Genomic DNA, 25010 nt, shown 5'->3' with positions numbered 1-25010 from the left:
GGGCCGAAACCACTGCTGGATGACGGCGTTCCGTTCATCGGCTTGAATCGCCCTGCCCCAGCCGCCACTCTATGACCAGCCAAGGATGCTGCGCAAACATCGCCAGCGCCTTGTCCCATCTACCTTTTCGCGAGTTTACATGAGCACCAGCCTGCCCTCCCGCCACCAGCGCCTCGTCATCCTCGGTTCCGGCCCGGCCGGTTGGACCGCCGCCGTCTACGCCGCCCGCGCCAACCTGAAGCCGGTCGTCATCACCGGCCTGCAGCAGGGCGGCCAGCTGATGACCACCACCGAGGTGGACAACTGGCCGGGTGACGCCCACGGCCTGATGGGCCCGGACCTGATGGCGCGCATGCAGGCCCATGCCGAACGCTTCGAGACCGAGGTCATTTTCGACCACATCCACACCGCCGACCTGTCGCAGCGCCCGTTCAAGCTGATCGGCGACAGCCACGAGTACACCTGCGATGCGCTGATCATCGCCACCGGCGCCACCGCCAAGTACCTTGGCATCCCGACCGAAGACGAGTTCAAGGGCCGCGGTGTGTCCGCCTGCGCCACCTGTGACGGCTTCTTCTACCGCGACCAGGACGTGGTCGTGGTCGGTGGCGGCAACACCGCCGTGGAAGAGGCCCTGTACCTGTCCAACATCGCCCGCAAGGTCTACCTGGTCCACCGCCGCGACACACTGAAGGCGGAAAAGATCATGCAGGACAAGCTGTTCAAGAAGGTGGCCGAAGGCAAGATCGAGACCGTCTGGCACCACCAGGTGGAAGAAGTGCTGGGCAATGATGCCGGCGTGACCGGCGTGCGCGTGAAGTCCACCCTGGACGGCAGCACTCGCGACATCGACGCCCACGGCTTCTTCGTGGCCATCGGCCACCACCCGAACACCACCCTGTTCGACGGCCAGCTGGCGATGAACAACGGCTACCTGGAAATCCGTTCGGGCCTGGGCGGCAATGCCACCCAGACCTCGGTGGAAGGCGTGTTCGCCGCCGGCGACGTGGCCGACCAGCACTACCGCCAGGCGATCACCTCGGCCGGCTTCGGCTGCATGGCCGCGCTGGATGCCGAGCGCTACCTGGACGCGCAGGGCAAGGCCAGCTGAGAGGCTGACCCGCTCCTGTAGGGCCGAGCCACGCCCGACTCCGGATGAAAGGCCGACGCCAGTGCGTCGGCCTTTCTGTTTCATCTGCCCTATCCTTCCCTCATGCCTTCCCCCCGCTTCCTCGACTCCCTGCAGTCCATCCCCGCCACCGACTGGGATGCCCTGCACGACGGTCAGAACCCCTTCGTCAGCCACGCCTTCCTCTCAGGCCTTGAACAGCACGGCTGCCTGCGCGAGGACTGGGGCTGGCAGCCCCGGCACTTCACGCTCTGGGAAGGCGACAGCTTGGTCGGCGCCATTCCGGGCTACCTGAAGACCAATTCGCACGGCGAGTTCGTGTTCGACCATGCGTGGGCCAACGCGTATGCCCGTCATGGCCGCGACTACTATCCGAAGTGGCTGGGCGCGGTGCCGTACTCGCCGGTCACCGGCCCGCGGTTGCTGACCCGTCACGATTCAGGTCGCGCCACCTTGCTGTCGGCATTGCGCGAGGCGCTGCCTGCACTGGACGTGTCCTCGGCCCATATCAACTTCCATACCGCAGTGGACGAGGCGCTGTTCGGCGATGACTGGCTGCTGCGCGAAGACGTGCAGTTCCAGTGGCAGAACCCGGGCGATTGGGCCACATTCGAGCAGTTCCTTGGCGCGATGAACCACAAGCATCGCAAGAACATCCGCCAGGAACGGGCCAAGGTCACCCGCCAGGGCATCACCTTCCGCGTGGTGCACGGCGATGAAGCCCGCCGTGCCGACCTGCAGGCGATGTATCGCTTCTACCTGCAGACGTTCCTCGAGTACGGCAACGCCCCGGCGCTGACCGAGGCCTTCCTGCGCCATCTGGCCATTTCATTGGGCCGCGGGCTGGTGCTGTTCCTGGCCGAACAGGACGGCGAGCCGATTGCCGGCGCGCTGTGCCTGCGCGGTGGCGACACGCTGTACGGCCGCTACTGGGGCGGCGCCACCCTGCCCGGCCTGCACTTCGAGGCCTGCTACTACCAGGGTATCGAATACTGCCTGCGCGAACGGCTGACCCGATTCGAACCGGGTGCACAGGGCGAGCACAAGCTGGCGCGCGGTTTCCTGCCGACGCTGGTGCGCAGCCGGCACTGGGTGGCTGATGCGGATTTCGCAGAAGCACTGCAGGACTGGTGCCGGCAGGAACGGCGCGATGTGCGGCGCTACCAGCAGGAGCTGCAGGGGCATGGACCGTTCCGCGTAGAGCCGTAGAGTCGGGCTTGCTCGACTGGCGCGGCGCCGAGAAGCGTGCCAACCAAGGTTGGCACCTACCAGGGCAGTGGGGCGCGCCAACCAACGTTGGCACCTATCAGGACAATGGCGAGCGCGCTGCGCTCAGGTGCACTGCCAGAAGTGCCCACTCACCCGACACGTCGCGCACCAGAACGTATAGAGCATGCCGCCGCTGCCCCACAGCAGCGTGCCCTCACTCGTGGTCGGCAGCGTCGAATCCAGCTGCATCACGAAGGGCATCTCCTCGCCGCAATCGATGCACGCCGGGTACCAGGCACTCTGCACCCAGCTGGGCGCGCCGCCCACGCGCGACAGGTTCTGCCGATGGTTGGACTGGCCCCAGTCCTGCTGCTGCCACCGCATGGTATCCATGGCGACCAGGCCGATCTCGGCACGCATCAGGTCACCGCTGTCGGTCGGCGTGGCCGGCACCTCCAGACGCTGGCTGGGGTGGCAGCTGGGCAGGCCGACGGCATCGTGGCGATAGAAGCGCACGGGCGGGTCTCCCCAGCCGCAGCAGTCCAGGCACAGGCACAGCGTGATCTCACCCGCCGCGCCCGGCTGCAGCGCGGCAGCGTCGGTTCGCAGCAGGCGCTGCAGCGGTGCATGGCAGCTGCCACACAACGCTTCCAGCGGCCCTCCCATCTGCCCGGCATGGTGCACCTGCCCACCATTCCAGGTCGGGTGCAGGCGCCAGATACGCTTGCGCCAGCTCGGTTCGTCCGCCTGCTGCGCGCGATGCTGCTCGCGGCCAAAGCGGATGTGCAGCGGCCGCTCCCCATGCAGGCGGCGCGGCAGCGGCCCATCCGCCACGCCGGCCCAATGCGCCCAGACCTCAGCATCCAGCGCGCCCCAGTCAGCGAGGTAGCCGCGGGCAACGGCATAGCTCTCGGGCTGCGCCGCGAGCAGCAGCGCCCTGGCCCGCGCCATTTCGCGATCGTCATCGGCTTCGGCCAGAATCTGCGCCCACTGCACGGCAGTGGCAGACGGCAGGCCCCGCCACACCTGCGAAGCCAGCTGCAGCTCATTCTCACTGGCAATCGCCAGCAAGGCCTCCCAGTCGTCCTGCAGCACCTGCGGCGCCTGGTAGCTGGCGAATTCGATCACGCTGGCCAGCAGCTCACCGCGCTCGCCATCACGATAGCGACGCCGGGCCTCGGCACAGACCGGCGCAACCGCTTCGTCGGGCAGCAGATCCAGCGTCATGTCGAGAAAGGCCGAGCTGGGTGAACGCCGGGCAAGGGCCAGCCGCATCAGCGCACCGAGCTGGCCCGGCTGCTCAGTCGCCAGCGCCAGCAGCATGCTCTGGCTGTCGTTGCACGTGCGCGGGTTGTCGTGCACATCGAGGATGGCGGTAATCGCGTCACTCATGCGTGGGCTCCTTGCCGTTGGACGCTGATGGTGCCAGACATCAGCGGTCACCACGGCGAATACAATGGCGGCATGACCCGCCAGCTGCCCTGGCGCCTGGCTGATGCGCCGGACGCCCCCTTTCCTCCAGCCGAGACCGCGCTGCGCCAGCCCGATGGCCTGCTCGCCGTCGGCGGTGACCTGAACCCGGTGCGCCTGCTCAATGCCTACGCTGGCGGCATCTTTCCGTGGTTCAGCGAGGGCGAGCCGATCCTGTGGTGGTCGCCGGACCCGCGCATGGTGTTCCGCACCGAGGGCGTGCATCTGTCCAGCCGGTTCCGCCGCCAGCTGCGCAGCAGTACGTGGGAGGTCACCGCCGACACCGCCTTCAGCCGCGTGATGCGCGCCTGTGCGGCAGCACCGCGGCCCGGCCAGGACGGCACCTGGATCAGCCCGGCGATGGTCGAGGCCTACGGCCAGCTGCACGACCTGGGCTTCGCCCATTCGTTTGAAGTCTGGGACCGGCAGACCCTGGTCGGTGGCATCTACGGGGTGGCAATCGGGTCGATGTTCTTCGGCGAAAGCATGTTCAGTGGTGCCAGCGGCGGCTCCAAGATCGCCCTGGCCGCCCTGGCATCCACCCTGCATGGTTGGGGCTGGGAACTGATCGATGCCCAGGTGGAGAATCCGCACCTGCTGCGGATGGGCGCCGAGCACCTGCCGCGCGCGGAATTCCTGCAGCACGTGCGCCGGGCCGTGCGCGGTGACGGCCGGGAAGGCCCGTGGACCCAGGCGGTTGGACGCTTGCCAGCACGGCGTTTGGCCGGGGGTTAACACAAACTTTGCAAGCTGGCGCCGTCACGCGTAAAATACCGCGCCTTAGGCCCAGCGTGGCCGTTTTCTGAACCGCACAGGACTACATGTCGAAAGACGATTCCATCGAGTTCGAGGGCACCGTCAGCGAGACGCTGCCGAACACCACTTTCCGCGTTCGCCTGGAAAATGGGCACGAAATCATCGCCCATATCTCCGGCCGCATGCGCAAGAACTACATCCGCATCCTCACCGGTGACCGGGTCAAGGTTGAAATGACCCCGTATGACCTGACCAAGGGTCGTATCACCTACCGCATGAAGTAAGCGGTCGGCGCCTGGCGCCACTCGACAAGGCCAGCCCTGGTTGCTGGCCTTTTGTCATGACCGGAATCCGGCCCTGCCGGAGGTCACCGTGACCGAGCTCACCGTGGCATCGGTCAGCCCCGCTTGCGGCAGATTCGCGCCTGCAGCCGCCGCGGCATCGTGGGATCCGATCCAGTCCGGATCGCCACCCCCTCCCGATCATGAACGCCCTGCTCCCGCACGTCCTGCTGCCGGCAGTTCTGCTGGTCAGCCTCCCCCTGGCGGCATTCGCCGCTGAACCCAGCAAGCCCTCCAACGCGTCCGAGTGCATTGCCCTCGGCGCCAATCGTGAAATCCGCCCCTCCAGCACGGAACGCGAGGTGCTGCTGCGCGACGGTGACAACCACTATCGGGTGCACCTGCAGAAGCGCTGCCTGGGCGCTGCCGCCTCGGCCAGCTATGTCTTCTTCACGCCCAGTACCCCTGAACGGATCTGCGGCGATGCCCGCAGCACACTGAAAACCGACAGCAACCACTGCACCGTGACCCGGATCGAACCGATCGATGCGGCGACCTTCAGGCGGCTGGCGCAGCAGGGGCGTTGAGTTGCAGTGCATGCGACAAGGGCGGCCGAAGCCGCCCTTGTCATTTCCAGTCTTTCGCGCCAAGCCTGCGGCGTCAGCTCATTCCACCGTGACCGGCAGCAGCCGCTCCGGCTCGGCCTGGGTCTCGACCACCAGCTCGTCGTCGCGCACGTCGATGCTGACCTTGCCGCCGTTGACCAGCTTGCCGAACAGCAGCTCGTCGGCCAGCGGACGCTTGATCTTGTCCTGGATCACGCGGGCCATCGGACGGGCACCCATCAGCGGGTCGAAACCATGGTGGGCCAGCCAGTCGCGCGCGGTCGGGGTGGCCGACAGGCTGACGTGCTTGTCCTGCAGCAGCATCTCCAGCTCGATCAGGAACTTGTCGACCACGCGCAGGATGTGCTCGAAGCCCAGCGCCTGGAACTGCACCACCGCGTCAAGACGGTTGCGGAATTCCGGGGTGAAGCTGCGGCGGATGGTCTCCATCGCGTCGGTGGCATGGTCCTGCTTGGTGAAGCCGATCGACCGCCGCGAGGCCTGCGCGGCGCCGGCATTGGTGGTCATCACCAGCACCACGTTCTTGAAGTTCGCTTCGCGACCGTTGGTATCGGTCAGCACACCGCGGTCCATCACCTGCAACAGGATGTTGAAGATGTCCGGATGCGCCTTCTCGATCTCATCCAGCAGCAGCACGCAATGCGGCGTCTTGACGATCTTCTCGGTCAGCAGGCCGCCCTGGTCGAAACCGACGTAGCCCGGAGGCGCGCCGATCAGGCGGCTGATCGAATGCGGCTCCATGTACTCGGACATGTCGAAGCGGACCAGCTCGATGCCCAGCTGCAACGCCAGCTGCTTGGTCACTTCGGTCTTGCCGACACCGGTCGGGCCGGCGAACAGGAAGTTGCCGATCGGCTTTTCCGGGTTGCCCAGACCCGAACGGGCCAGCTTGATCGCCGAGGACAGCGTCTCGATGGCCGGGTCCTGGCCGAAGATCACCATCTTCAGGTTGCGCTCCAGGTGCTGCAGCACATCCTTGTCGGTGGCACTGACCTGCTTGGCCGGGATCCGCGCCATCTTTGCGACGATCGCCTCGACCTCCTCGACGTCGATCAGCTCCTTGCGCTGCTCCTCGGGCAGCAGGCGCTGGCGGGCACCGGCCTCGTCGATCACGTCGATGGCCTTGTCCGGCAGCAGGCGGTCGCCGATGTGCTTCACCGACAGGTCCACTGCGGCCTGCAGGGCCTCGTCGGAGTAGGTCACACCGTGATGCAGCTCGTACTTGGACTTCAGGCCCTGCAGGATCTCGTAGGTCTCGCCCACCGTCGGCTCGACGATGTCGATCTTCTGGAAGCGGCGCGCCAGCGCGCGGTCCTTCTCGAAGATGCCGCGGTATTCCTGGAACGTGGTCGAGCCGATGCAGCGCAGCTCGCCCGACGCCAGCGCCGGCTTGATCAGGTTGGACGCATCCATGGTGCCGCCCGACGCCGAACCGGCACCGATGATGGTGTGGATCTCGTCGATGAACAGCACCGCGTTGGGCACCTTCTTCAGTGCCGTCAGCACGCTCTTCAGGCGCTTCTCGAAGTCGCCACGGTACTTGGTACCAGCCACCAGTGCGCCCAGGTCGAGCGAGTAGATCACCGCGTCGGCCAGCACGTCGGGCACCGAGCCTTCGATGATGCGGCGGGCCAGGCCCTCGGCGATGGCCGTCTTGCCTACGCCCGCCTCACCGACGTACAGCGGATTGTTCTTGCGGCGGCGGCAGAGGACCTGGATGGTGCGCTCGATCTCGTCGGCACGGCCGACCAGCGGGTCGATGCGACCGGCCCGGGCCTGGTCGTTGAGGTTGCTGGCGAATTCGGTCAGGGCATCTCCCTTGGGCTCGCCCTCCCCGCCTTCCATGCGGCTCTCGCCCTCCGGGGACGAAGACGACTGCTCGCCTTCATCGCCCAGCTTGGCGATGCCATGGGACAGGTAATTGACCACATCCAGCCGGGTCACATCCTGCTGGTTGAGGTAATAGACGGCGTGGGAGTCCTTTTCGCCGAAGATGGCGACCAGCACATTGGCGCCGGTGACCTCCTTCTTGCCCGAGGACTGCACGTGGTACACGGCCCGCTGCAGCACACGCTGGAAGCCCAGGGTCGGCTGGGTGTCGCGGCCATCGTCTTCCGCCAGGCGGGACACGGAGGCCTCGATGGCCTGCTCCAGCTCCTGGCGCAGGCGGTCGGCATCGGCACCACAGGCCTTCAGTACGGCCTGGGCTGACGGGTTGTCGAGCAGTGCCAGCAGCAGGTGTTCGACCGTCATGAACTCATGCCGGGCCTCACGGGCGCGCTTGTAGCACTGGCCGATGGTGTGTTCGAGGTCTTTGCTGAACATGGATTACTCCGGCGGCAGATGGGGACAATATGCGGCCTGACTACGCGATTTCCATCACCCTAGCGGATTGCTGCGTTCAGATGGCGTTAGCAGTACAGATCGCTTGATCTTCATTCACTCCAGGACAGCCCACCCAGCATGAGCGAACCCTACCTGAGCCGCTGGCGATTGCGGCGTGATGGCCCGGCCATCCGTACGCCCCACGCCCGGCTCTGGCCGGTGCTGACCGCTGCGGACGAGCCAGCGATGCTGAAGATCAGCAGCGAGACCGAGGAGCAGAACAGCCATCGCCTGCTACGCTGGTGGAACGGCGATGGCGCCGCCCGCCTGCTGGCCCACGAGGGGCCTGCGATCCTGATCGAGCGTGCCCGCGGTGACTCGCTGCGGCAACGCTCGATCGAGGGCGACGATGACGCCTGCACCGCGATCCTGTGCCAGGTCCTGCAGCGGTTGCACCGGCCACGGGGCGCGCCGCCAGCGGAACTGGTCTGCCTGCGTACATGGTTCGCCGACCTGCTGCAGCCAAGGGCTGTGCTGCCGCCACTGCTGGAACAGTGCAGATCACTGGCGGAGGGGCTGCTGCGTGACGAACAGGAGATCCGGCCGCTGCACGGCGACCTGCATCATGACAATGTGCTGGATTTCGGCCCGCGCGGCTGGTTGGCGATCGACCCGAAGCGACTGCTGGGGGACCGTGCGTTCGATTACACGACGATGTTCAGCAACCCGGACCTCTGTGGTCCGGGCATCCACGTTGCGACGCGGCCCGAGCGGTTTGCGATCCGCCTTGAGCAGGTCTGTGCGCTGGCCGAACTGGAACGCACGCGCCTGCTGCGCTGGATCGCGGCCAGCACTGCGCTGTCGGCAGTGTGGTTCAGGGATGACGGCGACCCGGCCGATATCGACGAGACATTCGCCCGGATGGCCCTGGAGGCGCTGGCGGAGAGGTGAGACCCGCGCTTGGCAGGTGCGCACCTTGGCGGGCACGCCCCATCCACGGTCGATACGGGCTTCTGCCTTGGTAGGTGCCCACCTTGGTGGGCACACCCATCCGGGATTGATGTGCCCGGACGAGAATCGGCAGCTGGTCAGGCCTTTTCCATCGTGCACAGCAGCGGGTGCTGGTTCATCCGCGAGTACTCGTTGACCTGGGCGACCTTGGTCTCGGCCACTTCGCGGGTGAACACCCCGCACACGCCGCGGCCGCGGGTGTGGACGTGCAGCATCACCTGCGTGGCCTTGTCCAGGTCCATGCTGAAGAACTGCTGCAGCACATCCACCACGAAATCCATCGGGGTGTAGTCGTCATTGAGCAGCATCACCTGGTAGAACGGCGGCGGCGCCACTTCCGGGCGCGCGGCCTCTACGGCGACGCCGTGCTCGTGCTGGGAATCGGGGGAAGACTCATGGGGCATCGGGCCATTATAGAGGCTCGGGCGCGCCTGCGTCGGCCTGCCGCAGATTGGACGGCACGCACGCCCACCGTCACAATTGCACCCTCTCTCAACACTGTTTCACAGGATCTTCATGAAAAGGACCCTTCTCCCCGCCCTCCTGATCGCTCTGGCTGCCACCGGCTCCGCTGCCGCCGCAGACGCCGACAAGGCCGTGGCCCGCCATCTGGACAAGCTGGGCTACACCTACGAAGTCGATGAGGACGGCGACTACCGCATGGTCTTCGACGTCGAGGGTGACCGCACCCAGATGGTCTATGTGCGTTCGTCGGTGGAGGATTTCGGCACCCACAACATCCGCGAGATCTGGTCGCCGGCCTACAACGCGAAGACCAAGCAGTTCCCGGTGGCCGTGGCCAACCGCCTGCTGGAAGATTCGCAGGATGCCAAGATGGGCGGCTGGGTAAAGCAGGACACCACCGCCATGTTCGTGGTCAAGATCGACGCCGATGCCACTGCCGACCAGCTCAGCGACGCCATCGATGCGGCCATCCGCACCGCCGACGCCATGGAGCTGGAACTGACCAAGAAGGACGAGTTCTGAGTTGAACGCCACGCCGGACCCGCGCTGGGCACCGCACGCCACCGTTGCCACGGTGGTGGTCGACGGCGGCCGTGTGTTGCTGGTTGAAGAGACCATCGATGGCCGGCAGGTGCTGAACCAGCCGGCCGGCCACCTCGAGCCGGGCGAAAGCCTGGCCGAGGCAGCCCTGCGCGAGACCCGCGAGGAAACCGGCTGGACGGTGCAGCTGACCCATTTCATCGGCTGCTACCAGTGGACTGCCGGCGACGGCACCGCCTTCCTGCGCTTCTGCTACGCGGCGCGCCCGGTCTCGCACGACCCGGCGCAGCCACTGGACACCGGCATCGACCGCGCGCTGTGGCTGACCCCGGCCGAACTGCAGGCCGCCGGCGAGCGCCAGCGCAGCCCGCTGGTCTGGCAGGTGGTGGCTGATTACCTGGGTGGCCAGCGCCATCCGCTTTCGCTGGTCCGGGAGGTCGCATGAGCACTCCGCGCGTGATGGTGGGCGTCTCCGGAGGTGTCGACTCTTCGGTCGCCGCCTGGCGTCTGGTACAGCAGGGCGAAGCCGTGGCCGGCCTGTTCATGCAGAACTGGGCCGACGATGGCAGCGGCGACTGCCGCGCCGAGGACGACCGCCGCGACGCGGTGGCCGTCTGCGGCCTGCTGGGCATCCCGTTCCACTTCCGCGACTTCTCCAGCGAGTACTGGCAGGGCGTGTTCGAGCACTTCCTGGCCGAGTACGCGGCCGGCCGCACCCCGAACCCGGACGTATTGTGCAACCGCGAAGTGAAGTTCAAGCACTTCCTGGATGCCGCCCGCGAGCTGGGCGCCGAACGCATCGCCACCGGCCACTATGCACGGGTGACCCAGCGCGGCCACCAGTGGCTGCTGCTGCGCGGCGCCGACCGTTCCAAGGACCAGAGCTACTTCCTGCACCAGCTGGGCCAGGAGCAGCTGGCGGCCACCCTGTTCCCGATCGGCGACCTGGAAAAGACCGACCTGCGCCGGATCGCGCGTGACGTCAGCCTGCCGACCCACGCCAAGAAAGACTCCACCGGCATCTGCTTCATCGGCGAGCGTGACTTCCGCGAGTTCCTTGGCCGCTACCTGCCGGCCAGGCCCGGCCAGATCCTCGACCCGGCCGACGGCAGCGTGATCGCCGAACATCCGGGCGTGTTCTATTTCACCCTGGGCCAACGCGAGGGCCTGAACATCGGCGGCGTGCGTGGACGCCCGGCCGCGCCGTGGTACGTGGTCGGCAAGGATGTGGCCAGCAACGTGCTGTACGTGGACCAGGACCGCGACAGCAAGTGGATGCTGTCCGAGCGGCTGCGTTCGGAAACCGCGCACTGGATCGCCGGTTCGCCGCCGGCACGGCGCTTCGAATGCACCGCCCAGACCCGCTACCGCCAGCCCGATGAGCCGTGTACGGTCCAGGTGCTGGACGATGGCAGCGTGCTGGTCACCTTCGCGCGCCCGCAGCGCGCCGTTACCCCCGGTCAATCGCTGGTGCTGTATGACGGTGACGTGTGCCTGGGTGGCGCGGTGATCGCCGCCACCGATGCGCCGCTGGAACAGCGCCTGCGCACCACCCCTTCCCCTTTTGAGGTAATCGCTGCATGAGTTTCACTGTCGACGACCGCGTCCTGGCCCTGGCCGGCATTGCCCAGGCCCTGCAGCAGGTACGCCGCATCGCCGATACCGGCCATTCCGACGCCGCCGCCGTGCGCACCGCCGTGGACAGCGTGTTCCGTGTCGATGCGTCCTCGCCGCAGGAGGTGTTCGGTGACCGCCATGCACTGAAGTCCGGCCTGCGCCTGCTGCACAACTACTTCCGCAGCCAGGGCCAGGACCCGATCCTGCCCAAGCTGGCCCTGTCGGTGCTGCAGCTGGAGCGCCGCTTCGTTCAGGATGGCGCCACCGTGAACAAGGTCGCCTCGGGCATCGAGCGCGCCCAGCGCCAGGCCAGCGAACTGGGCGACAGCGGCCACCCGGACGTGCTGGCCAACCTGGGAGGCCTTTACGCCGACACCATCAGCCACCTCAAGCCGCGGGTAATGGTGCAGGGCAACCCGCACTACCTGGGCCAGGCTGGCGTGGTGGCCGAGATCCGCGCCCTGCTGCTGGCCGCGGTGCGCGCTGCGGTGCTGTGGCGGCAGCTGGGCGGCAGCTACTGGGACTTCCTGTTCAGCCGCAAGGCGATGATCGAGGCCGTGGACCGGCAGCTGGCCTGAGGGTGTGGGGTCGGATCCCTTTCCGGCACGGAAAGGGCTCGGACCCCGAAGCCGCCAAGGCGCCGGAAAACCGGCGCATTCAGAATGCACTTCGAGGCACATCGACGTTAAAGAGAAAGGGGGTACGGCCGATACATCCTCCGTGCACCTCCCGAGAACGTCCATGTACTCACGCATTTTCATCCGTCTGGCCGCCCCCCTGGCTCTGACCCTGCTGCTCCCCTTCGCCATCGGTTTCGAATGGCCGGCCGCCCTGCGCTGGGCGATCCTGACCACGATGACGCTGAGCTGGCTCGGCTTTGCGTGGTGGACCACCCGCGCCCAGGCACACCGTTCCCCGGAACACGCCCGTGTCCTGCGTGAGCAGGACCAGCTGCTGACCGAACTGCGCAATTTCGTCGGCAACGAGATCGAGGGTTCGCGCGGCGAAGTGGAACGCGCCCGTGACCTGATCCGCCAGGCCGTCTCCAGCCTCGGTGGCAGCTTCGATGCGATGAACCGCAAGTCTCGCCAGCAGAGCCAGGCCCTGTCGCGCATCGTCGACCGCGCCGGTGACGAAGGCAATGCCGGCCTCGACGTTGCCCGTTTTGCCCAGCACGCCAGCCACCGCATGGAACAGCTGGTCGAAGCGCTGGAACAGGTGAGCGGCCAGAGCAGCACCACCGTGCAGCACATCGACCAGATGGCGCAGCACCTTGATGGCATCTTCGCGCTGCTGGAGGACGTCAAGTCGATCGCCGACCAGACCAACCTGCTGGCCCTGAACGCTGCCATTGAAGCGGCACGTGCCGGTGAAGCCGGTCGTGGCTTCGCGGTGGTCGCCGACGAAGTGCGCAACCTGTCCGAGCGCTCGACCACCTTCAACGAGCAGATCCGCAAGCTGGCACACAGCTCCAAGGACGCCATCGCCAAGGTGCGCGAGACGGTCTCGCACATGGCCTCGCGTGACATGGACCGCTCCCGCGAAGCGCGCCAGGAAGCGGCGGCGATGCTCGACAACGTCGCGCAGATCAACGCCTCGCTGGGTGACGGCATGCGCGAAGTGTCCGAGTGCGCCCGTTCGATCGATGGCAGCGTAGCCGAAGCCGTGCGCGCCCTGCAGTTCGAAGACATCGCCACCCAAGCGCTGGGCGGCGTGCACACCCACCTGGACCGCCTGACCGCGATCAACCGCGAAGCGGTGGCCCTGCAGGAACTGCTGCACCGCAATGGCGGCGTATTCGACGAAGAGATCGCCACCGCCCTGCAGCGCACCGGCAGCCGCCTGCGCGAACTGCGCAGCGAATGGGAGCGCCCGCCGCACAAGCCGGTTGCCCAGCAGAGCATGGGCGCCGGCACCGTCGAGCTGTTCTGATCCTGATGTCCGCTGCCCTCGCCGGCAGCCCGCAAGGCCCCGGTTCGACCGGGGCCTTTGCCTGTAACCCGCCGTTGGATGCATCCTGTACCCGCACGATGACACTGATCCGCGCCCTGCCCTCTCTCACCGATACCGAGCGCCCGCGCAACGCGAGCGTGCGTGAGCAGCTGCAGCAGCTGGAGGATGTGGCACGCGAGGAGATCCGCGAACTGCAGCAGCTGGCGGACGCGCGCCCCGCCCCGTCGCGGGCGGACGAGGCACTGCTGGGACTGGCCTGGGACCTGGGGTTGGACGGGGAAGCGCTGAAGTAGATCCACGCCATGGGTGGACAGCTTTCATCCGCCGGTGTGACGCCTGGCCCTCGCCGCAACATCCACGCATGGCGTGGATCTACCGGGGTGGCGAAATCGTTGTGGCATGATCCACCGATCCCGTTCATGGAAGACCGATGGCCATCACCCTGATCGCACTCCTGCTGATCGAGACCGTCCTTCTGATGGCCTGGGTGGCCGGTTATTTCAGTTGGGGCATCACCCTGTTCAACGAACGCATCGCGGCGTCACCGGCCATGCAGGCCCGGCTCTCGCTGGGCAGCCTGGAACGTGACCTGCCGCAGGACAGATGGCTGCAATTGGCCTTCCATGCGCTGCCCGATGGCAGCATGGCGTTCCGCGAGAGCTTCGCGCCAAGCTTCGGCCTGCGCTACTTCCCGGTGATGCGCGGTCGCATCGTACTCAACGCGCGACGGCACGAAGTGCGGGTGATCGGCCTGTGCAGCTGGTTCGTGGCGATCCTGTCGCTGCTGCTGTTGCCGCTGGTGGCGATGCGCCCGATGGTGGCGCCCATGCTGCTGGTGCTGCCGCTGTTCCTGGCCAGCTATCTGGTCCAGAAGCGGCGCTATGCGGCCATTGTAGAAGCACTGCGCATGCAGCTGAGGGCGGATTTTCCGAGGTAGATCCACGCCATGCGTGGATGATCGAGAGGCACAGGCATCCGTGCCGACCAACGGTCGGCACCCACCAAAGCGGGTTGTGGTAGATCCACGCCATGCGTGGATGGACACAGCAGCCAGGGTCAGTTCCAACCAGTGCAGCTGATCACCGCACCAGCATCACTTCCCCACTGGCATCGGTGCGCAGCGAAACCGGCTGTGGCTGGCGCAGCCACTGCGCCAGGTCGCGCGGGCTGAGCGGGCGCGAGTACAGGTAGCCCTGGATCTCGTCGCAGCCCTGGCGGCGCAGCATGTCCTCTTCCTGGTGCGTTTCCACGCCCTCGGCCACCACCTTCATGCCCAACGCGTGGCCCAGGTGCACGATGGCCTGGGTCACTTCAGCCGTACCCGAATCGTGCAGCATGCCCTGCACGAAACTGCGGTCGATCTTCAGGCGCCCCACCGGGAAGCGGTTGAGGTAGTTGAGATTGGAGAAGCCGGTGCCGAAGTCATCCACCGCCAGCGGCACGCCGTGCCGTTCCAGCACGTCGAAGCAATGGCGCAGGATGTCGGTGTCACGGATCAACGCCGACTCAGTCAGTTCCAGCTCCAGCCGCTGTGGTGGCCAGCCATGGGCGTGGCAGATTTCGATCACGCGCTCGGCAAAGCCGCGGTCTCGCAGCTGTACCGCAGAAACATTCACCGCAATGCGGTCGAAACGCAGTCCGGCACGGTCCCAGGCGGTTGCCTGGCGGCAGGCCTCATTCAGCACCCAGTCGCCGATCCGCACGATCTCGCCGCATTTTTCGGCAATGGGGATGAACTCGGCCGGGCTGCAGTAGCCGATCCCGGGGCGGTGCCAGCGCAACAGTGCCTCGATCGCCGGCGGCTCGCCGTGGTGGGCGTGCAGCAGCGGCTGGTAGGCCAGGCTGAACTCTTCGCGCTCGATGGCGCCGTGCAGGGCATGCTCCAGCTCCAGCTTGCGCTGGATGCGGGCCAATGCGTCCTGGCTGTAGTACTGGTAGGTGTTGCGCCCCGCTTCCTTGGCCGCGTACATCGCGGCATCGGCGGCACGCAGCAATGAATCGAAATCGGTCTGTGCATCGCCCAGCATCGCGATGCCGACGCTGGCGCCGACCTTCAACGTGGTCTCGCCACGCCGCAGTGGCTCGGCCAGCGAAGCGATCAGCTTGCGCGCGACGTGGCCGGCGTCTTCCGGCTCGGCCAGGTCGCGCAGTACCACGATGAATTCATCACCACTGAAGCGGCCGAACAGATCGTTGTTGCGCAGGTTCTGGTGCAGGCGCGTCGCCGCGGCCTTCAGCAGTGCATCACCGGTGGCGTGGCCGAAGCTGTCGTTGATGGTCTTGAAGCCATCCAGGTCGATGAACAGCATCGCCAGCGATGTGCCACGGTCACGTGCTTCTTCGATGGCCTCTGCCGTCTGCTCGCCGAGCAGCACGCGATTGGGCAGGCCGGTCAGCAGATCGTAGTGGGCCAGCAGTTCGATGCGCTCGTTGGCCTCGCGTTCGCGGGTGATGTCACGGAACAGCACCACGAAGCGCGGTGGCAGGCCGTCACGGCGGTCCAGCTCGATCAGCACCTGCACCCAGACGCGCAGGCCGGACTGGCGGTAGAAGCACAGGTCCAGCTGCTCGGGCAGCCCGCCGTTGGCGATGCGCGCCAACGCCGCTTCGAAGGCATTGCGTGAGTCCTCGGTGTACAACGCCAGCGCCTGGTCGAGGGTGATCGGTTCCTTGCGCAGGCCGTGAATGCGATAGCACTCCTCGGTCCACTGCATGTGCCGGGTCTTCACCTCGATCTCGCAGCCGCCGATGCGGCCCAGCGCGGAGACGCGGTTGAGCAACTCGGTGCGCCAGCGGATCAACGCGTCGGTCTGGTGCTGCTCGGTGATGTTCTGCACCTGTCCGAGCAGTCGCTTGGGCTGTCCGTCCATGTCCAGCAACGGCTGCATCCACAGCCGCAGGTGCTGCGACGGCTCATTGCCCCGGGTCAGTTCCAGTTCGAGATTGGCGGCACGGCCATCGCGCCACAACCGCCGCCACGCCGCACGCAATGCGCCACGTGAACGTGGGTGCAGCTGCTTCAGCCAGCGCCGCTGGCCGGGTACGGCGCCCTGCTCCAGCGCAAGCATCGAACGCAGCTCCGGCGACCACCAGAAGTCACCACTGTTGGGGTCGAACGACCAGCTGCCCATGCTGGCGATGCGCTGGGCCTCGCTCAGGTGCAGCTGCTGTTCCTGCAGCAGCCCTTCCAGCTGCTTCTGCTGTTCGATATCGGTATGGGTACCGACCATGCGCAGCGGCTGGCCATCGGCGGTGCGCGCGACCACGCGGCCCCGGTCCAGTACCCAGCGCCACTGGCCATCGGCCTGGCGGAAACGGAACTGCGCGCTGTACTGCTCGCTCAAGCCACGCAGATGCTCTTCCAGTGCGGCCCGCACCTGGGCGATGTCCTCGCCGTGCACGCGGGCCAGCATCTCGGTGGCGGTTTCATCGCCCACTGCCGGGGTGCGCACCACACGGTCACTGGGAATGTCCCAGTCCCACAGGCTGTGGCCGGCACTGTCCAGCGCCAGCTCCCAGCGCCCACCGCCGCCGAGCGGCACCGGTTCGGGAATGCTCAACGTGAAGGCCAGCAGGTTGCCGGCGCCATCGTGCACGGCGCGCAGGTGGCCATCGTAGTGCCCGTGCGGGCCACCCGGCAGCGTGCAGGCCACGATGCCGCCATCGGCAGCCATCAGGCGCAGATCTTCCAGCATCGGCGCATACGCAGCCACGGTGGCCGGCAGGCCATGCTCGCGCGCAGCCGGATTGGCCGCCAGCGGGCGACCCGTGCGGTCGACGATGACCAGCGCCGACGCAAGCGGGTGCTGCAGCAGGCTGGCGATGATCCCTTGGTCCACGCGATCTTGCTCCGGATGACACGCCCGTCAGCGGGGCACGCAGTGGTTAACGGCGCCTGCGGCGGATAATTGAGTGGTCTGGGCGCACCTGCGCGGTAAGATGGCCGGCGCCCCTTTCAACCAGCCCGTCCATGCCTGCAGAACCGACCGGCACCGCCCTTGTACCCGATCCGCGGATGGCGCAGGCGCTGAGCCGCGACCGGCGACGGGTGGTCCTGAGCTACCTGGTGATGGCATTGGCCTGGATGATCGCTTCCGACAGTGCCGTGCAGGCGCTGGTGCCGGATCCGCAGCAGGCGGCGATGTGGCAGAGCGTGAAGGGCTCGTTCTTCGCGCTGGCCAGTGCCGGCCTGCTGTATCTGCTGTTGCGGCCGCTGGCCGAGCATGTGCTGCACACCCATGCGCGCCAGCAGGCCTCGGAGCTGCGCCTGCGGCAGATGTTCGAGGGCAACCCCGGCCCGATCCTGGTCTACGACCTGGACACGCTGGCGATCCTCGATGCGAATCCGGCTGCCTGTATCGCCTTCGGCTGGGAGCGTGACGAACTGCTGGAGCAGACCATCGACGCGTTGTGGCCGCCAGGCCAGGACCAGGCGCTGCAGACCAAGCTGGAGGCGATCCGCGAGGCGCCGGAGGAACTGTGCATCCTGCGTGCCCAGCTGCAGCTGCGTGACGGCTCGCTGCGGCAGATGGAACTGCGCTCCAACGCCATCAGCTATGACGGCCACAACGCCCGCTTGTTGATTGCCATCGACCGCACTGCCGAAGACCTGGCCCAGCTGCGCCGTGACCAGGCGCTTGCGCGGGTGGAAGAAGCCCACGAACTGGCGCGCATCGGCGCCTGGGAACTGGACCCGTCCACCGGCATGGGCCGCTATTCCAACCAGGTCTACCGCCTGCTTGGCCGCCGGCCGCCGGAAGCCCGCCGCTGGCACCGCTTCGACGAGCTGCTGGTTCCCGCCGACCCTGCCACCGCCACCCAGACCGAACAGCTGCTGGCCGACCTCTGCTCGGGTGATCCGGTGCAGGTGGACGTACTGCTGCCCCTGCTGTCGATGGACGGACGCGCCCTGATGGTGCACCTGCGTGCCGCCAGTGGTGTCGATGAGTCCGGCCGCAGCCGCGTGCTGGGCACCCTGCAGGACGTGACCGAGCGGGAGCAATCGCGGCGCCTGCTACGCGAGCGCGAGGAGCAGTTCCGCGAACTGGTGCGGGTGCTGCCCGATGGCGTGGTGATCCTCTCCGACGAGCACGTGCTGTACACCAACGCCTGGGCGGCCAGCCTGTTCGGCTATGGCAGCCATACCCTGCTGGGTGAGCCGCTGTCGGCGCTGGTCGCTGCCGGTGATCTGGCCCGCGTCCGCGGCCAGCTGCGTGCAGGGCAGCCACACCTGGGCCCCGGCCACAGCAGCGTGGTGGCCATGCAGCGCGCCGACGGCCGCAGCTTCCATGCCGGCCTGGCGGTGGGCGAGGTTCGCTATGGTGGCCGCGACTGCAAGCTGCTGATCGTGCGCGACCTCAGTGATTCCGAACGGACGCGCAGTGCACTGGAAACCAGCAACCGCGAACTGCAGGCGATGGCCGGCCGCCTGTTCTCCCTGCAGGAAGACGAGCGCCGCGCGATCTCGCGCGATCTGCACGACGACATCGGCCAGGCGATCACGGCGATCAAATTGTCCGCCCATGCCGCGCAGGACGAGCACGATCCGCAACGCCGCGCCGAGGACCTGGCACAGATCGTCAGCCTGGCCGACACCACGGTAGCCAAGCTGCGCGACATCTCCACCCTGCTGCGCCCTCCGCAGCTGGACGCGCTGGGCCTGGAAGCGGCCCTCAGCTGGCAGGCACGGGTGCTGTTCCGTTCTTCGCAGGTGGAGCTGCTGGCCGAGATCGAGCCCCTGCCTCATCGCCCCGACAACAGCATCGAACAGGCCTGCTTCCGAATCGCACAGGAGAGCCTGACCAACGTGCTGCGGCACGCGCGCGCGAGCCAGGTACACCTGCAACTGCGCGACATCGGCAAGCGCAGCCTGCACCTGCAGATCCGCGACGACGGCGAAGGTTTCGACCCGGACGGCCCGCGCGGCCTGGGCCTGATCGTGATGCGCGAGCGCGCGCAGAGTGTCGGCGGCCATGTGCGCATCGAGTCCGCACATGGCGAAGGCACCCTGATCGACGTTCACCTCCCCTACCAGGCGGCCAGCATGGCCGCCGTTGAGTCACCGGAATACTGAGCCTATGTGGAATCCCAACCAGCCGCCGGTCAGCATCGATGATGCACCCGATCGCCTCGGTGCCGGCAACCCCGAGCTGCAGGCGATGGTCGCCGAAGCGGCCTCCGGCGGCACCGCGCTGATGCTGATGCACGTGGACATCGACCACTTCGCTTCCGTCAACGAGAACATGAGCGCCGAGGTGGGTGACCAGGCGCTGGTGCTGGTGGCGCAGCGGCTGCAGTCCTACCTGCGGGGTCGCGGCAAACTGTGGCGGCATGGCAGCGACGAGTTCCTGATCGCAGTCCCGCGCAACGCCGACGTGCCGCTGCCGGAGGACTTCGCCGAGGAGATCCGGCAACAGATGGAGTTGCCCCTGTCGGTGCTGCCGTACACGCTGTTCATGACTGGCAAGCTGGGGGTGAGCCTGTGCCCGGAACACGCCAGTAACGCCTCGCGACTGCTCGACCACGCCGAGGATGCGCTGTACCAGGCGGCCCGCGAAGGTGGAAACGCGGTGCGCATCCATGCAGTGGATACCCCGCCGAGCGCGCACAGCGAGAGCATCATCGCGCGCCAGATCGTCGACGCGATCCCCAACGGCGAGCTGAAACTTCGCTACCAGCCGCTGGTCAGTGCCCGCGACGGCCATGTGGTGGGCATGGAGGCGCTGCTGCGCTGGCAGTCCCCCACGCTGGGCATGCTGGTGCCGGAGCGCTTCATGCGCACCGCCGAGCGGCTGGGCATCATCGTGCAGATCGGCACCTGGGTGCTGGAAGGCGCGCTCAAGCAGGCCCGCCTGTGGCGCGACCAGGGCTTCGACGACTTCACCATTGCCGTGAATGTCTCCACCCTGCAGCTGCTGCGGCCGAACTTCTTCGCTGAAGTGATGGGCCTGATCCAGGCCGCGGGCGTGCCGGCACAGATGCTGACGCTGGAGATCAACGAAAGCGCGCTGACCAACAATGTCAATTTCGTGCACGAGACACTGGCCAACCTGCGCAACGAAGGCATCAGCCTGAGCCTGGACAACTTCGGCACCGGCGATTCCAGCCTCAGTGCGCTGGTGCGTTACCCGGTGGACAAGCTGAAGATCGACCGCAGTTTCATCAAGAGTGCACCAGCCGGCAACCGCGAGGCAGCCATCGCACGCGCGATCATCGCCATGGGCCACCAGCTGGGCATGACGGTCATTGCCAACGGCGTGGAATCGCAGGCGCAGCTGGGCTTCCTGCGCCGCAACGACTGCGACGTGTTCCAGGGCTACCTGTTCGGCGAACCGATGTCGGCCGATGCCGCCGGCATGACCCTGCGCCGCCGCTACCTGCGCCCGGAAGCCTTCGCCGAGACCCGCCCGGACCGCACACTGCTGCTGCTGGACGACGAGGAGAACGTGCTGCGCTCGCTGGTGCGCCTGTTCCGCCGCGATGGCTACCGCATCCTGGCCGCCGGCAACGTGCGCGATGCGTTCGATCTGCTGGCGATCAACGACGTGCAGGTGATCCTGTCCGACCAGCGCATGAGCGACATGAGCGGCACCGAGTTTCTGGGCCGGGTGAAGATGCTGTACCCGGACACGATCCGCCTGGTGCTGTCCGGCTACACCGATCTGAACACGGTGACCGACGCGATCAACCGTGGCGCGATCTATCGCTTCCTGACCAAACCGTGGAACGACGATGAGCTGCGCAAGCACATCCACCAGGCGTTCCGCACCTATGAGGAGCAGCGTCGCAGCAACGCCGGTCCGGCGCCTGCGGAGAGCGGCGATGGCGGCGAGGATCGCCCGCTGCGGTAACGATCCCGTCTGGTAGAGCCGGCCGCTGGCCGGCTGCTCTCGATGCCTGGCTCAAAGGGGTTGCCGGCCAGCGGCCGGCACTACCCGAAGCGCGAATCCGGTCGGGGACAAGCCCTGGCAGAGCCGGCCGCTGGCCGGCTGCTCTCGATGCCCGGTTCAATGGGTTGCCGGCCAGCGGCCGGCACTACCCGAAGCGCGAATCCAGGTCGGGAACAAGCCCTGGTAGAGCCGGCCGCTGGCCGGCTGCTCTCGATGCTGGATTCAATGAGGTTGCCGGCCAGCGGCCGGCACTACCCGAAGCGCGAATCCAGGCCGGGGACAAGCCCTGGTAGAGCCGGCCGCTGGCCGGCTGCTCTCGATGCCTGGTTCAAAGAGGTTGCCGGCCAGCGGCCGGCACTACCCGAAGCGCGAATCCAGGTCGGGGACAAGCCCTGGTAGAGCCGGCCGCTGGCCGGCTGCTCTCGATGCCTGCTTCAAAGGGATTGCCGGCCAACGGCCGGCACTACCCGAAGCGCAAACCCAGGTGGGGGACAAGCCCTGGTAGAGCCGGCCGCTGGCCGGCTGTTCTCGATGCCTGGTTCAAAGAGGTTGCCGGCCAGCGGCCGGCACTACCCGAAGCGCGAATCCAGGTCGGGGACAAGCCCTGGTAGAGCCGGCCGCTGGCCGGCTGCTCTCGATGCCCGGTTCAATGAGCTTGCCGGCCAGCGGCCGGCACTACCCGAAGCGCGAATCCAGGTCGGGGACAAGCCCTGGTAGAGCCGGCCGCTGGCCGGCTGCTCTCGATGCCCGGTTCAATGGGGTTGCCGGCCAGCGGCCGGCACTACCCGAAGCGCGAACCCAGGCCGGGGACAAGCCTTGGTAGAGCCGGCCGCTGGCCGGCTGCTCTCGATGCCGGATTCAATGAGGTTGCCGGCCAACGGCCGGCACTACCCGAAGCGGTCAGCGCGGCTGCTTCACCGGCAGCACCACGCGGAAGCGCGAGCCCACGCCCGGGGTGCTGTCCAGGTCGATGCGGCCATGGTGCTTGTTGATGATGCTGTAGGAGATCGACAGGCCCAGGCCGGTACCGCTGCCCACCGGCTTGGTGGTGAAGAACGGATCGAAGATGCGCTGGCGCAGTTCCGGCGAGATGCCGCCGCCAGTGTCTTCAAATTCGACCCATACCTGGTCACCGTCGACACCAGTACGCACGGTGATCGTGCCACGCTCGGCAATGGCGTGGCCGGCGTTGAGCAGCAGGTTCATGTAGACCTGGTTCAACTCGGACGGCAGGCATTCCACCAGCGGCAGCTGGCCGAACTCACGCACCAGGGTGACCTTGTACTTGAGCTCGTTCCAGATGATGTTGATGGTCGATTCCAGCCCGGCGTGCAGGTCGACCAGCTTCCACGATTCGTCGCGGCCGGAATACGAGAAGTCCTTCAGATCACGCACGATGCGGGTCACCCGTTCGATGCCTTCGCGCGATTCGGCCATCAGCTGCGGCAGGTCGCGGCTGATGAAATCGATGTCCAGGCGGTCACGGATATCGTCGATTTCCGGAATCAACGCCTTCGGGTCGGGCGCACGAAGGGCGCGTTCGTAGGCTTCGATCACCGTGAACAGGCTGCGCAGGTACTCCTGCAGGCTGCCCAGGTTGGAGTGCACGTAGCCGATCGGGTTGTTGATCTCGTGCGCCACACCGGCAGCGAGCTGGCCGATGGACGCCATCTTTTCCGACTGCAGCAGCTTTTCCTGGGTACCGTTGAGGCGCAGGTAGGCCTGGCGCAGCTCGGCATGGCGCTGCTGCAGCTCGCGCTCGTAGTCTTCCTGCCCTTCGATATGGCGGAACAACGCCAGGAAGTGCCCTTGGCCGACCGGGCCGTGGTGGTAGAGGTGGGCGATGACCACACCCTCCCCCAGCGGCAGGCTGCCGTTCCAGTGACCATGCTGCCGCGCCTGTTCCAGCGCATCGGGTGGCAGCAGCTCACGCAGCCGCTGCGGCGGCAATGCACCGTCCTCCCCACCGGCCAACAGGTTCTGCGCAGCCGGATTGGCCAGCGCCACCTGCCCGTCTTCAGTGAACAGCAGCAACCCTTCGCGCAGGCGCTCAAGCAGGGCCTGCAGCACCGGCTGCGGAGGAAGGGGGGCGGTAACCAGGGCGTTGGCAGCGGACACGGCGACTCGGGACGTTCGAACAGGCGCCCAATATACGCGGTCACGCAGCGGGCTTCAGCCCGCGGGGGTGGGTAGTGCGACCGCCGTCGCGTCAGGCGACGGCGAGTGGGCGGCGGGCAGTGACGGTGTGTGACTGGCCCTTGGCGTCATAGGCCGAGGCGTCTTCGGTACGGCCCAACTGGCGCAATGCCCAGTTGACTTCGCGTCGGCGCCGCGAAAGCAGCACGCCATTGGCGCGGTTGCGCTCGGCCAGTTCCTGCAGCTGCTCGCCCTGCCCCACCGGCGGCGCGCCTTCCAGCGCACGCAGCGCTTCCAGCTTGGCGCCGGTGGCCCGGATCAAGGCGTGTACGTCGTGCTCGACCAGGGCCTGGCGTTCAACGTCCAGGGCCTGGGCGAGGCGCTGCAGCGGCTCGCTCATCGCCGCGGTCATCCGTGCAGCTGCTGGTCCAGATCGAGCATGCGCGATGCGATCGCGTCCGGATTGATCTTGTAGGTGCCGTTCTGCAGCGACTCGCGCACGGCGGCCACGCGCTGGGCGTCGATCGCCGGGGCGGTGGTCAGCTCACGCTCGATGGCCTGCAGATTGGTGGCCTCGCCGGTCAGGCGCAGGCTGTCGGCCGCCTCGACCGGGCGCGCCGCCGCATCGGTGCTGACGCCGGGCTTGTTGGCCGGGGTCGTCACGCTGCGCAGTGCCTGGGGGACCTGCAGGTTGCCGTCGATTTTCTGGCTCATGGGGTGTCCTGGAGTTGCCGTTCACAAGGGATAACGGCCGCAGGGCCGTGATCTTTAGGGATATTTTGCGGTAATTCAACGCGCCACGATTACGTCACCTGCGGCATCAACCGTGCCCTGCACGATCCGCCGCGAGGACAGGTTCTCGACCGAGACCCGCTCGTTCTCACCGGCATCACCCATCGCACGGCCGGCAATGCGGACCTCGACCGAACCGCGACGCGACACCAGGGCCACATTGTCTCCTCGCTTGATGAGACGCTGAACCACGAGGTCGTTGTTCGACAGCAGGGCTCCGGCCTGCAACGGACGGCGGGCGATGCGGCCGATCGCTGCATTGGGATCGGCCAGCACCGCACCGGCAATCCGGGCAGCGTCACGCTGGGCAGTGGTGATATCGGCGGCGGTGAGGGTTTCTCCAGTGCCGATTCCACGATTGAGCACCAGCACGGTCTGGTTGCGCCGCACCTTCACCGGCACGAACAGGCGCCAGCCCCCCGCATCAGGGCAACTGACCTCCACCGTGGTGTTGGCGGTAGGCTGCACCTGCAGCGCGCCGCCACACTTGGGCAGGCGCAGCGCATCGGCCACTTGGGCCTCACCCTCGCTGCCGGCAGGCAGCGTCGACAACGCTGCGGTGCGGATGCTGGCTACGGGTTGCCAGTCGGCGGCCGCCGCCCACGGCGAGGCCAGGGCAAGCGCGATGGCCAATAGAGATGTGACCCGGCGCATGGCGCCTCCTGTCGATGGGACCTGGCCCAGCTGCGTGCAAGGTGTGTGCCAGAGACCGGGTCTCGGGATGGGGCCTGTAGAGTCGACTGTTAGTCGACTTTCGCGTCAGTCGACTTTCGCGCGAAGCGCGGGATTTCCCGCGATCGGATAAGAGCAG

At 67.0% G+C, this 25010-nt stretch carries 23 protein-coding genes; 15 read left to right on the top strand and 8 right to left on the bottom strand.

What is annotated here, in order from left to right:
- Nucleotides 1-139 precede the first annotated feature (139 nt).
- Together trxB and Q9Q79_RS10120 are read left to right on the top strand one after the other, a co-directional pair.
- Nucleotides 140-1111, top strand: a complete 972-nt coding sequence (gene trxB / locus Q9Q79_RS10125; RefSeq protein WP_005409600.1) for a thioredoxin-disulfide reductase — start codon at nt 140-142, stop codon at nt 1109-1111.
- A 102-nt stretch (nt 1112-1213) separates the two neighbouring features.
- On the top strand, nt 1214-2338 hold the full coding sequence (locus Q9Q79_RS10120; RefSeq protein WP_201862058.1) for a GNAT family N-acetyltransferase: 1125 nt from the start codon (nt 1214-1216) through the stop codon (nt 2336-2338).
- Nucleotides 2339-2461: 123 nt separating this feature from the next.
- On the opposite strand, the gene Q9Q79_RS10115 is transcribed toward Q9Q79_RS10120, so the two are convergent.
- Entirely contained in the window at nt 2462-3730 is a 1269-nt protein-coding gene (locus tag Q9Q79_RS10115; RefSeq protein WP_201862060.1) for a hypothetical protein, read from the bottom strand.
- Nucleotides 3731-3802: 72 nt separating this feature from the next.
- Here Q9Q79_RS10115 and aat point away from each other — a divergent pair, with 72 nt between their 5' ends.
- The 3 genes from aat to Q9Q79_RS10100 all read left to right on the top strand — a co-directional run bounded on the left by aat (nt 3803) and on the right by Q9Q79_RS10100 (nt 5432).
- Nucleotides 3803-4543 (top strand): leucyl/phenylalanyl-tRNA--protein transferase, encoded by a 741-nt coding sequence (gene aat, locus Q9Q79_RS10110; RefSeq protein ID WP_099527800.1) that lies wholly within the window; start codon nt 3803-3805, stop codon nt 4541-4543.
- Between the two features lie 86 nt (nt 4544-4629).
- Nucleotides 4630-4848 carry a translation initiation factor IF-1 gene (gene infA / locus Q9Q79_RS10105; RefSeq protein WP_005409596.1) on the top strand — a complete coding sequence of 73 codons (219 nt, stop codon included), beginning with the start codon at nt 4630-4632 and terminating at the stop codon, nt 4846-4848.
- Nucleotides 4849-5048: 200 nt separating this feature from the next.
- Complete coding sequence (locus Q9Q79_RS10100; RefSeq protein WP_099561828.1) at nt 5049-5432, top strand: hypothetical protein; 384 nt, start codon at nt 5049-5051, stop codon at nt 5430-5432.
- A 78-nt stretch (nt 5433-5510) separates the two neighbouring features.
- Here Q9Q79_RS10100 and clpA read toward each other — a convergent pair whose 3' ends face one another.
- A complete protein-coding gene (clpA, locus tag Q9Q79_RS10095) occupies nt 5511-7796 on the bottom strand; it encodes an ATP-dependent Clp protease ATP-binding subunit ClpA (RefSeq protein ID WP_005409594.1) in 2286 nt (761 codons plus the stop codon).
- A 138-nt stretch (nt 7797-7934) separates the two neighbouring features.
- On the opposite strand from clpA, the gene Q9Q79_RS10090 reads away from it, so the two are divergent.
- Nucleotides 7935-8747, top strand: a complete 813-nt coding sequence (locus Q9Q79_RS10090) for an APH(6) family putative aminoglycoside O-phosphotransferase (RefSeq protein ID WP_201862062.1) — start codon at nt 7935-7937, stop codon at nt 8745-8747.
- 137 nt (nt 8748-8884) lie between these two features.
- Here the strand turns inward: Q9Q79_RS10090 and clpS are convergent, their stop codons facing one another.
- The gene (clpS, locus tag Q9Q79_RS10085) at nt 8885-9211 is read right to left on the bottom strand and encodes an ATP-dependent Clp protease adapter ClpS (RefSeq protein ID WP_005409592.1); all 327 of its coding nucleotides are present in this window, start codon (nt 9209-9211) and stop codon (nt 8885-8887) included.
- 112 nt (nt 9212-9323) lie between these two features.
- On the opposite strand from clpS, the gene Q9Q79_RS10080 reads away from it, so the two are divergent.
- The 7 genes from Q9Q79_RS10080 (at nt 9324) to Q9Q79_RS10050 (ending at nt 14319) form a co-directional block, all read left to right on the top strand.
- Entirely contained in the window at nt 9324-9794 is a 471-nt protein-coding gene (locus Q9Q79_RS10080) for a hypothetical protein (RefSeq protein WP_005409591.1), read from the top strand.
- A 1-nt stretch (nt 9795) separates the two neighbouring features.
- A complete protein-coding gene (locus tag Q9Q79_RS10075) occupies nt 9796-10257 on the top strand; it encodes an NUDIX hydrolase (RefSeq protein ID WP_005409590.1) in 462 nt (153 codons plus the stop codon).
- Nucleotides 10254-11396 (top strand): tRNA 2-thiouridine(34) synthase MnmA, encoded by a 1143-nt coding sequence (gene mnmA / locus Q9Q79_RS10070; RefSeq protein ID WP_005413280.1) that lies wholly within the window; start codon nt 10254-10256, stop codon nt 11394-11396. The genes Q9Q79_RS10075 and mnmA overlap by 4 nt, the downstream gene beginning before the upstream one ends.
- Nucleotides 11393-12007 carry a high frequency lysogenization protein HflD gene (gene hflD, locus Q9Q79_RS10065; protein WP_201862064.1) on the top strand — a complete coding sequence of 205 codons (615 nt, stop codon included), beginning with the start codon at nt 11393-11395 and terminating at the stop codon, nt 12005-12007. Before mnmA ends, hflD begins: the two co-directional genes overlap by 4 nt.
- A 163-nt stretch (nt 12008-12170) precedes the next feature.
- Nucleotides 12171-13361, top strand: a complete 1191-nt coding sequence (locus tag Q9Q79_RS10060) for a methyl-accepting chemotaxis protein (protein ID WP_005409587.1) — start codon at nt 12171-12173, stop codon at nt 13359-13361.
- A 98-nt stretch (nt 13362-13459) separates the two neighbouring features.
- Nucleotides 13460-13675, top strand: coding sequence for a hypothetical protein (locus Q9Q79_RS10055; protein WP_032966708.1), 216 nt, complete (start codon nt 13460-13462; stop codon nt 13673-13675).
- A gap of 137 nt (nt 13676-13812) precedes the next feature.
- On the top strand, nt 13813-14319 hold the full coding sequence (locus Q9Q79_RS10050) for a hypothetical protein (protein ID WP_012480131.1): 507 nt from the start codon (nt 13813-13815) through the stop codon (nt 14317-14319).
- Between the two features lie 142 nt (nt 14320-14461).
- On the opposite strand, the gene Q9Q79_RS10045 is transcribed toward Q9Q79_RS10050, so the two are convergent.
- Nucleotides 14462-17221, bottom strand: a complete 2760-nt coding sequence (locus Q9Q79_RS10045) for a GGDEF domain-containing phosphodiesterase (protein WP_049403812.1) — start codon at nt 17219-17221, stop codon at nt 14462-14464.
- Between the two features lie 131 nt (nt 17222-17352).
- Here Q9Q79_RS10045 and Q9Q79_RS10040 point away from each other — a divergent pair, with 131 nt between their 5' ends.
- Together Q9Q79_RS10040 and Q9Q79_RS10035 are read left to right on the top strand one after the other, a co-directional pair.
- Complete coding sequence (locus Q9Q79_RS10040) at nt 17353-19455, top strand: PAS domain-containing sensor histidine kinase (protein WP_062606983.1); 2103 nt, start codon at nt 17353-17355, stop codon at nt 19453-19455.
- A 4-nt stretch (nt 19456-19459) separates the two neighbouring features.
- Complete coding sequence (locus tag Q9Q79_RS10035) at nt 19460-21232, top strand: EAL domain-containing protein (protein ID WP_005409582.1); 1773 nt, start codon at nt 19460-19462, stop codon at nt 21230-21232.
- 939 nt (nt 21233-22171) lie between these two features.
- Here the strand turns inward: Q9Q79_RS10035 and Q9Q79_RS10030 are convergent.
- The 4 genes from Q9Q79_RS10030 to flgA form a co-directional block, all read right to left on the bottom strand.
- A complete protein-coding gene (locus Q9Q79_RS10030; RefSeq protein ID WP_005409581.1) occupies nt 22172-23389 on the bottom strand; it encodes an ATP-binding protein in 1218 nt (405 codons plus the stop codon).
- 91 nt (nt 23390-23480) lie between these two features.
- Nucleotides 23481-23819, bottom strand: coding sequence for a flagellar protein FlgN (locus Q9Q79_RS10025; protein WP_005409580.1), 339 nt, complete (start codon nt 23817-23819; stop codon nt 23481-23483).
- Nucleotides 23816-24121, bottom strand: coding sequence for a flagellar biosynthesis anti-sigma factor FlgM (flgM, locus tag Q9Q79_RS10020; RefSeq protein WP_005409579.1), 306 nt, complete (start codon nt 24119-24121; stop codon nt 23816-23818). Before flgM ends, Q9Q79_RS10025 begins: the two co-directional genes overlap by 4 nt.
- Before the next feature lie 75 nt (nt 24122-24196).
- Nucleotides 24197-24853 carry a flagellar basal body P-ring formation chaperone FlgA gene (gene flgA / locus Q9Q79_RS10015; protein WP_099473118.1) on the bottom strand — a complete coding sequence of 219 codons (657 nt, stop codon included), beginning with the start codon at nt 24851-24853 and terminating at the stop codon, nt 24197-24199.
- Nucleotides 24854-25010: the final 157 nt, after the last annotated feature.

It is taken from the genome of Stenotrophomonas sp. a6, assembly GCF_030913325.1.
Taxonomy (GTDB): domain Bacteria; phylum Pseudomonadota; class Gammaproteobacteria; order Xanthomonadales; family Xanthomonadaceae; genus Stenotrophomonas; species Stenotrophomonas maltophilia.
Note: the sequence above shows the minus strand (reverse complement) of the source record. Positions and strands in the feature narration are given on the sequence as shown.

Bases quoted from the DNA above. Each gene is read 5' to 3' on its own strand.
- trxB (WP_005409600.1), top strand. From the start codon at position 140: ATGAGCACCAGCCTGCCCTCCCGCCACCAGCGCCTCGTCATCCTCGGT.
- Q9Q79_RS10120 (WP_201862058.1), top strand. From the start codon at position 1,214: ATGCCTTCCCCCCGCTTCCTCGACTCCCTGCAGTCCATCCCCGCCACC.
- Q9Q79_RS10115 (WP_201862060.1), bottom strand. From the start codon at position 3,730: ATGAGTGACGCGATTACCGCCATCCTCGATGTGCACGACAACCCGCGC.
- aat (WP_099527800.1), top strand. From the start codon at position 3,803: ATGACCCGCCAGCTGCCCTGGCGCCTGGCTGATGCGCCGGACGCCCCC.
- infA (WP_005409596.1), top strand. From the start codon at position 4,630: ATGTCGAAAGACGATTCCATCGAGTTCGAGGGCACCGTCAGCGAGACG.
- Q9Q79_RS10100 (WP_099561828.1), top strand. From the start codon at position 5,049: ATGAACGCCCTGCTCCCGCACGTCCTGCTGCCGGCAGTTCTGCTGGTC.
- clpA (WP_005409594.1), bottom strand. From the start codon at position 7,796: ATGTTCAGCAAAGACCTCGAACACACCATCGGCCAGTGCTACAAGCGC.
- Q9Q79_RS10090 (WP_201862062.1), top strand. From the start codon at position 7,935: ATGAGCGAACCCTACCTGAGCCGCTGGCGATTGCGGCGTGATGGCCCG.
- clpS (WP_005409592.1), bottom strand. From the start codon at position 9,211: ATGCCCCATGAGTCTTCCCCCGATTCCCAGCACGAGCACGGCGTCGCC.
- Q9Q79_RS10080 (WP_005409591.1), top strand. From the start codon at position 9,324: ATGAAAAGGACCCTTCTCCCCGCCCTCCTGATCGCTCTGGCTGCCACC.
- mnmA (WP_005413280.1), top strand. From the start codon at position 10,254: ATGAGCACTCCGCGCGTGATGGTGGGCGTCTCCGGAGGTGTCGACTCT.
- hflD (WP_201862064.1), top strand. From the start codon at position 11,393: ATGAGTTTCACTGTCGACGACCGCGTCCTGGCCCTGGCCGGCATTGCC.
- Q9Q79_RS10060 (WP_005409587.1), top strand. From the start codon at position 12,171: ATGTACTCACGCATTTTCATCCGTCTGGCCGCCCCCCTGGCTCTGACC.
- Q9Q79_RS10055 (WP_032966708.1), top strand. From the start codon at position 13,460: ATGACACTGATCCGCGCCCTGCCCTCTCTCACCGATACCGAGCGCCCG.
- Q9Q79_RS10050 (WP_012480131.1), top strand. From the start codon at position 13,813: ATGGCCATCACCCTGATCGCACTCCTGCTGATCGAGACCGTCCTTCTG.
- Q9Q79_RS10040 (WP_062606983.1), top strand. From the start codon at position 17,353: ATGCCTGCAGAACCGACCGGCACCGCCCTTGTACCCGATCCGCGGATG.
- Q9Q79_RS10035 (WP_005409582.1), top strand. From the start codon at position 19,460: ATGTGGAATCCCAACCAGCCGCCGGTCAGCATCGATGATGCACCCGAT.
- Q9Q79_RS10025 (WP_005409580.1), bottom strand. From the start codon at position 23,819: ATGACCGCGGCGATGAGCGAGCCGCTGCAGCGCCTCGCCCAGGCCCTG.
- flgM (WP_005409579.1), bottom strand. From the start codon at position 24,121: ATGAGCCAGAAAATCGACGGCAACCTGCAGGTCCCCCAGGCACTGCGC.
- flgA (WP_099473118.1), bottom strand. From the start codon at position 24,853: ATGCGCCGGGTCACATCTCTATTGGCCATCGCGCTTGCCCTGGCCTCG.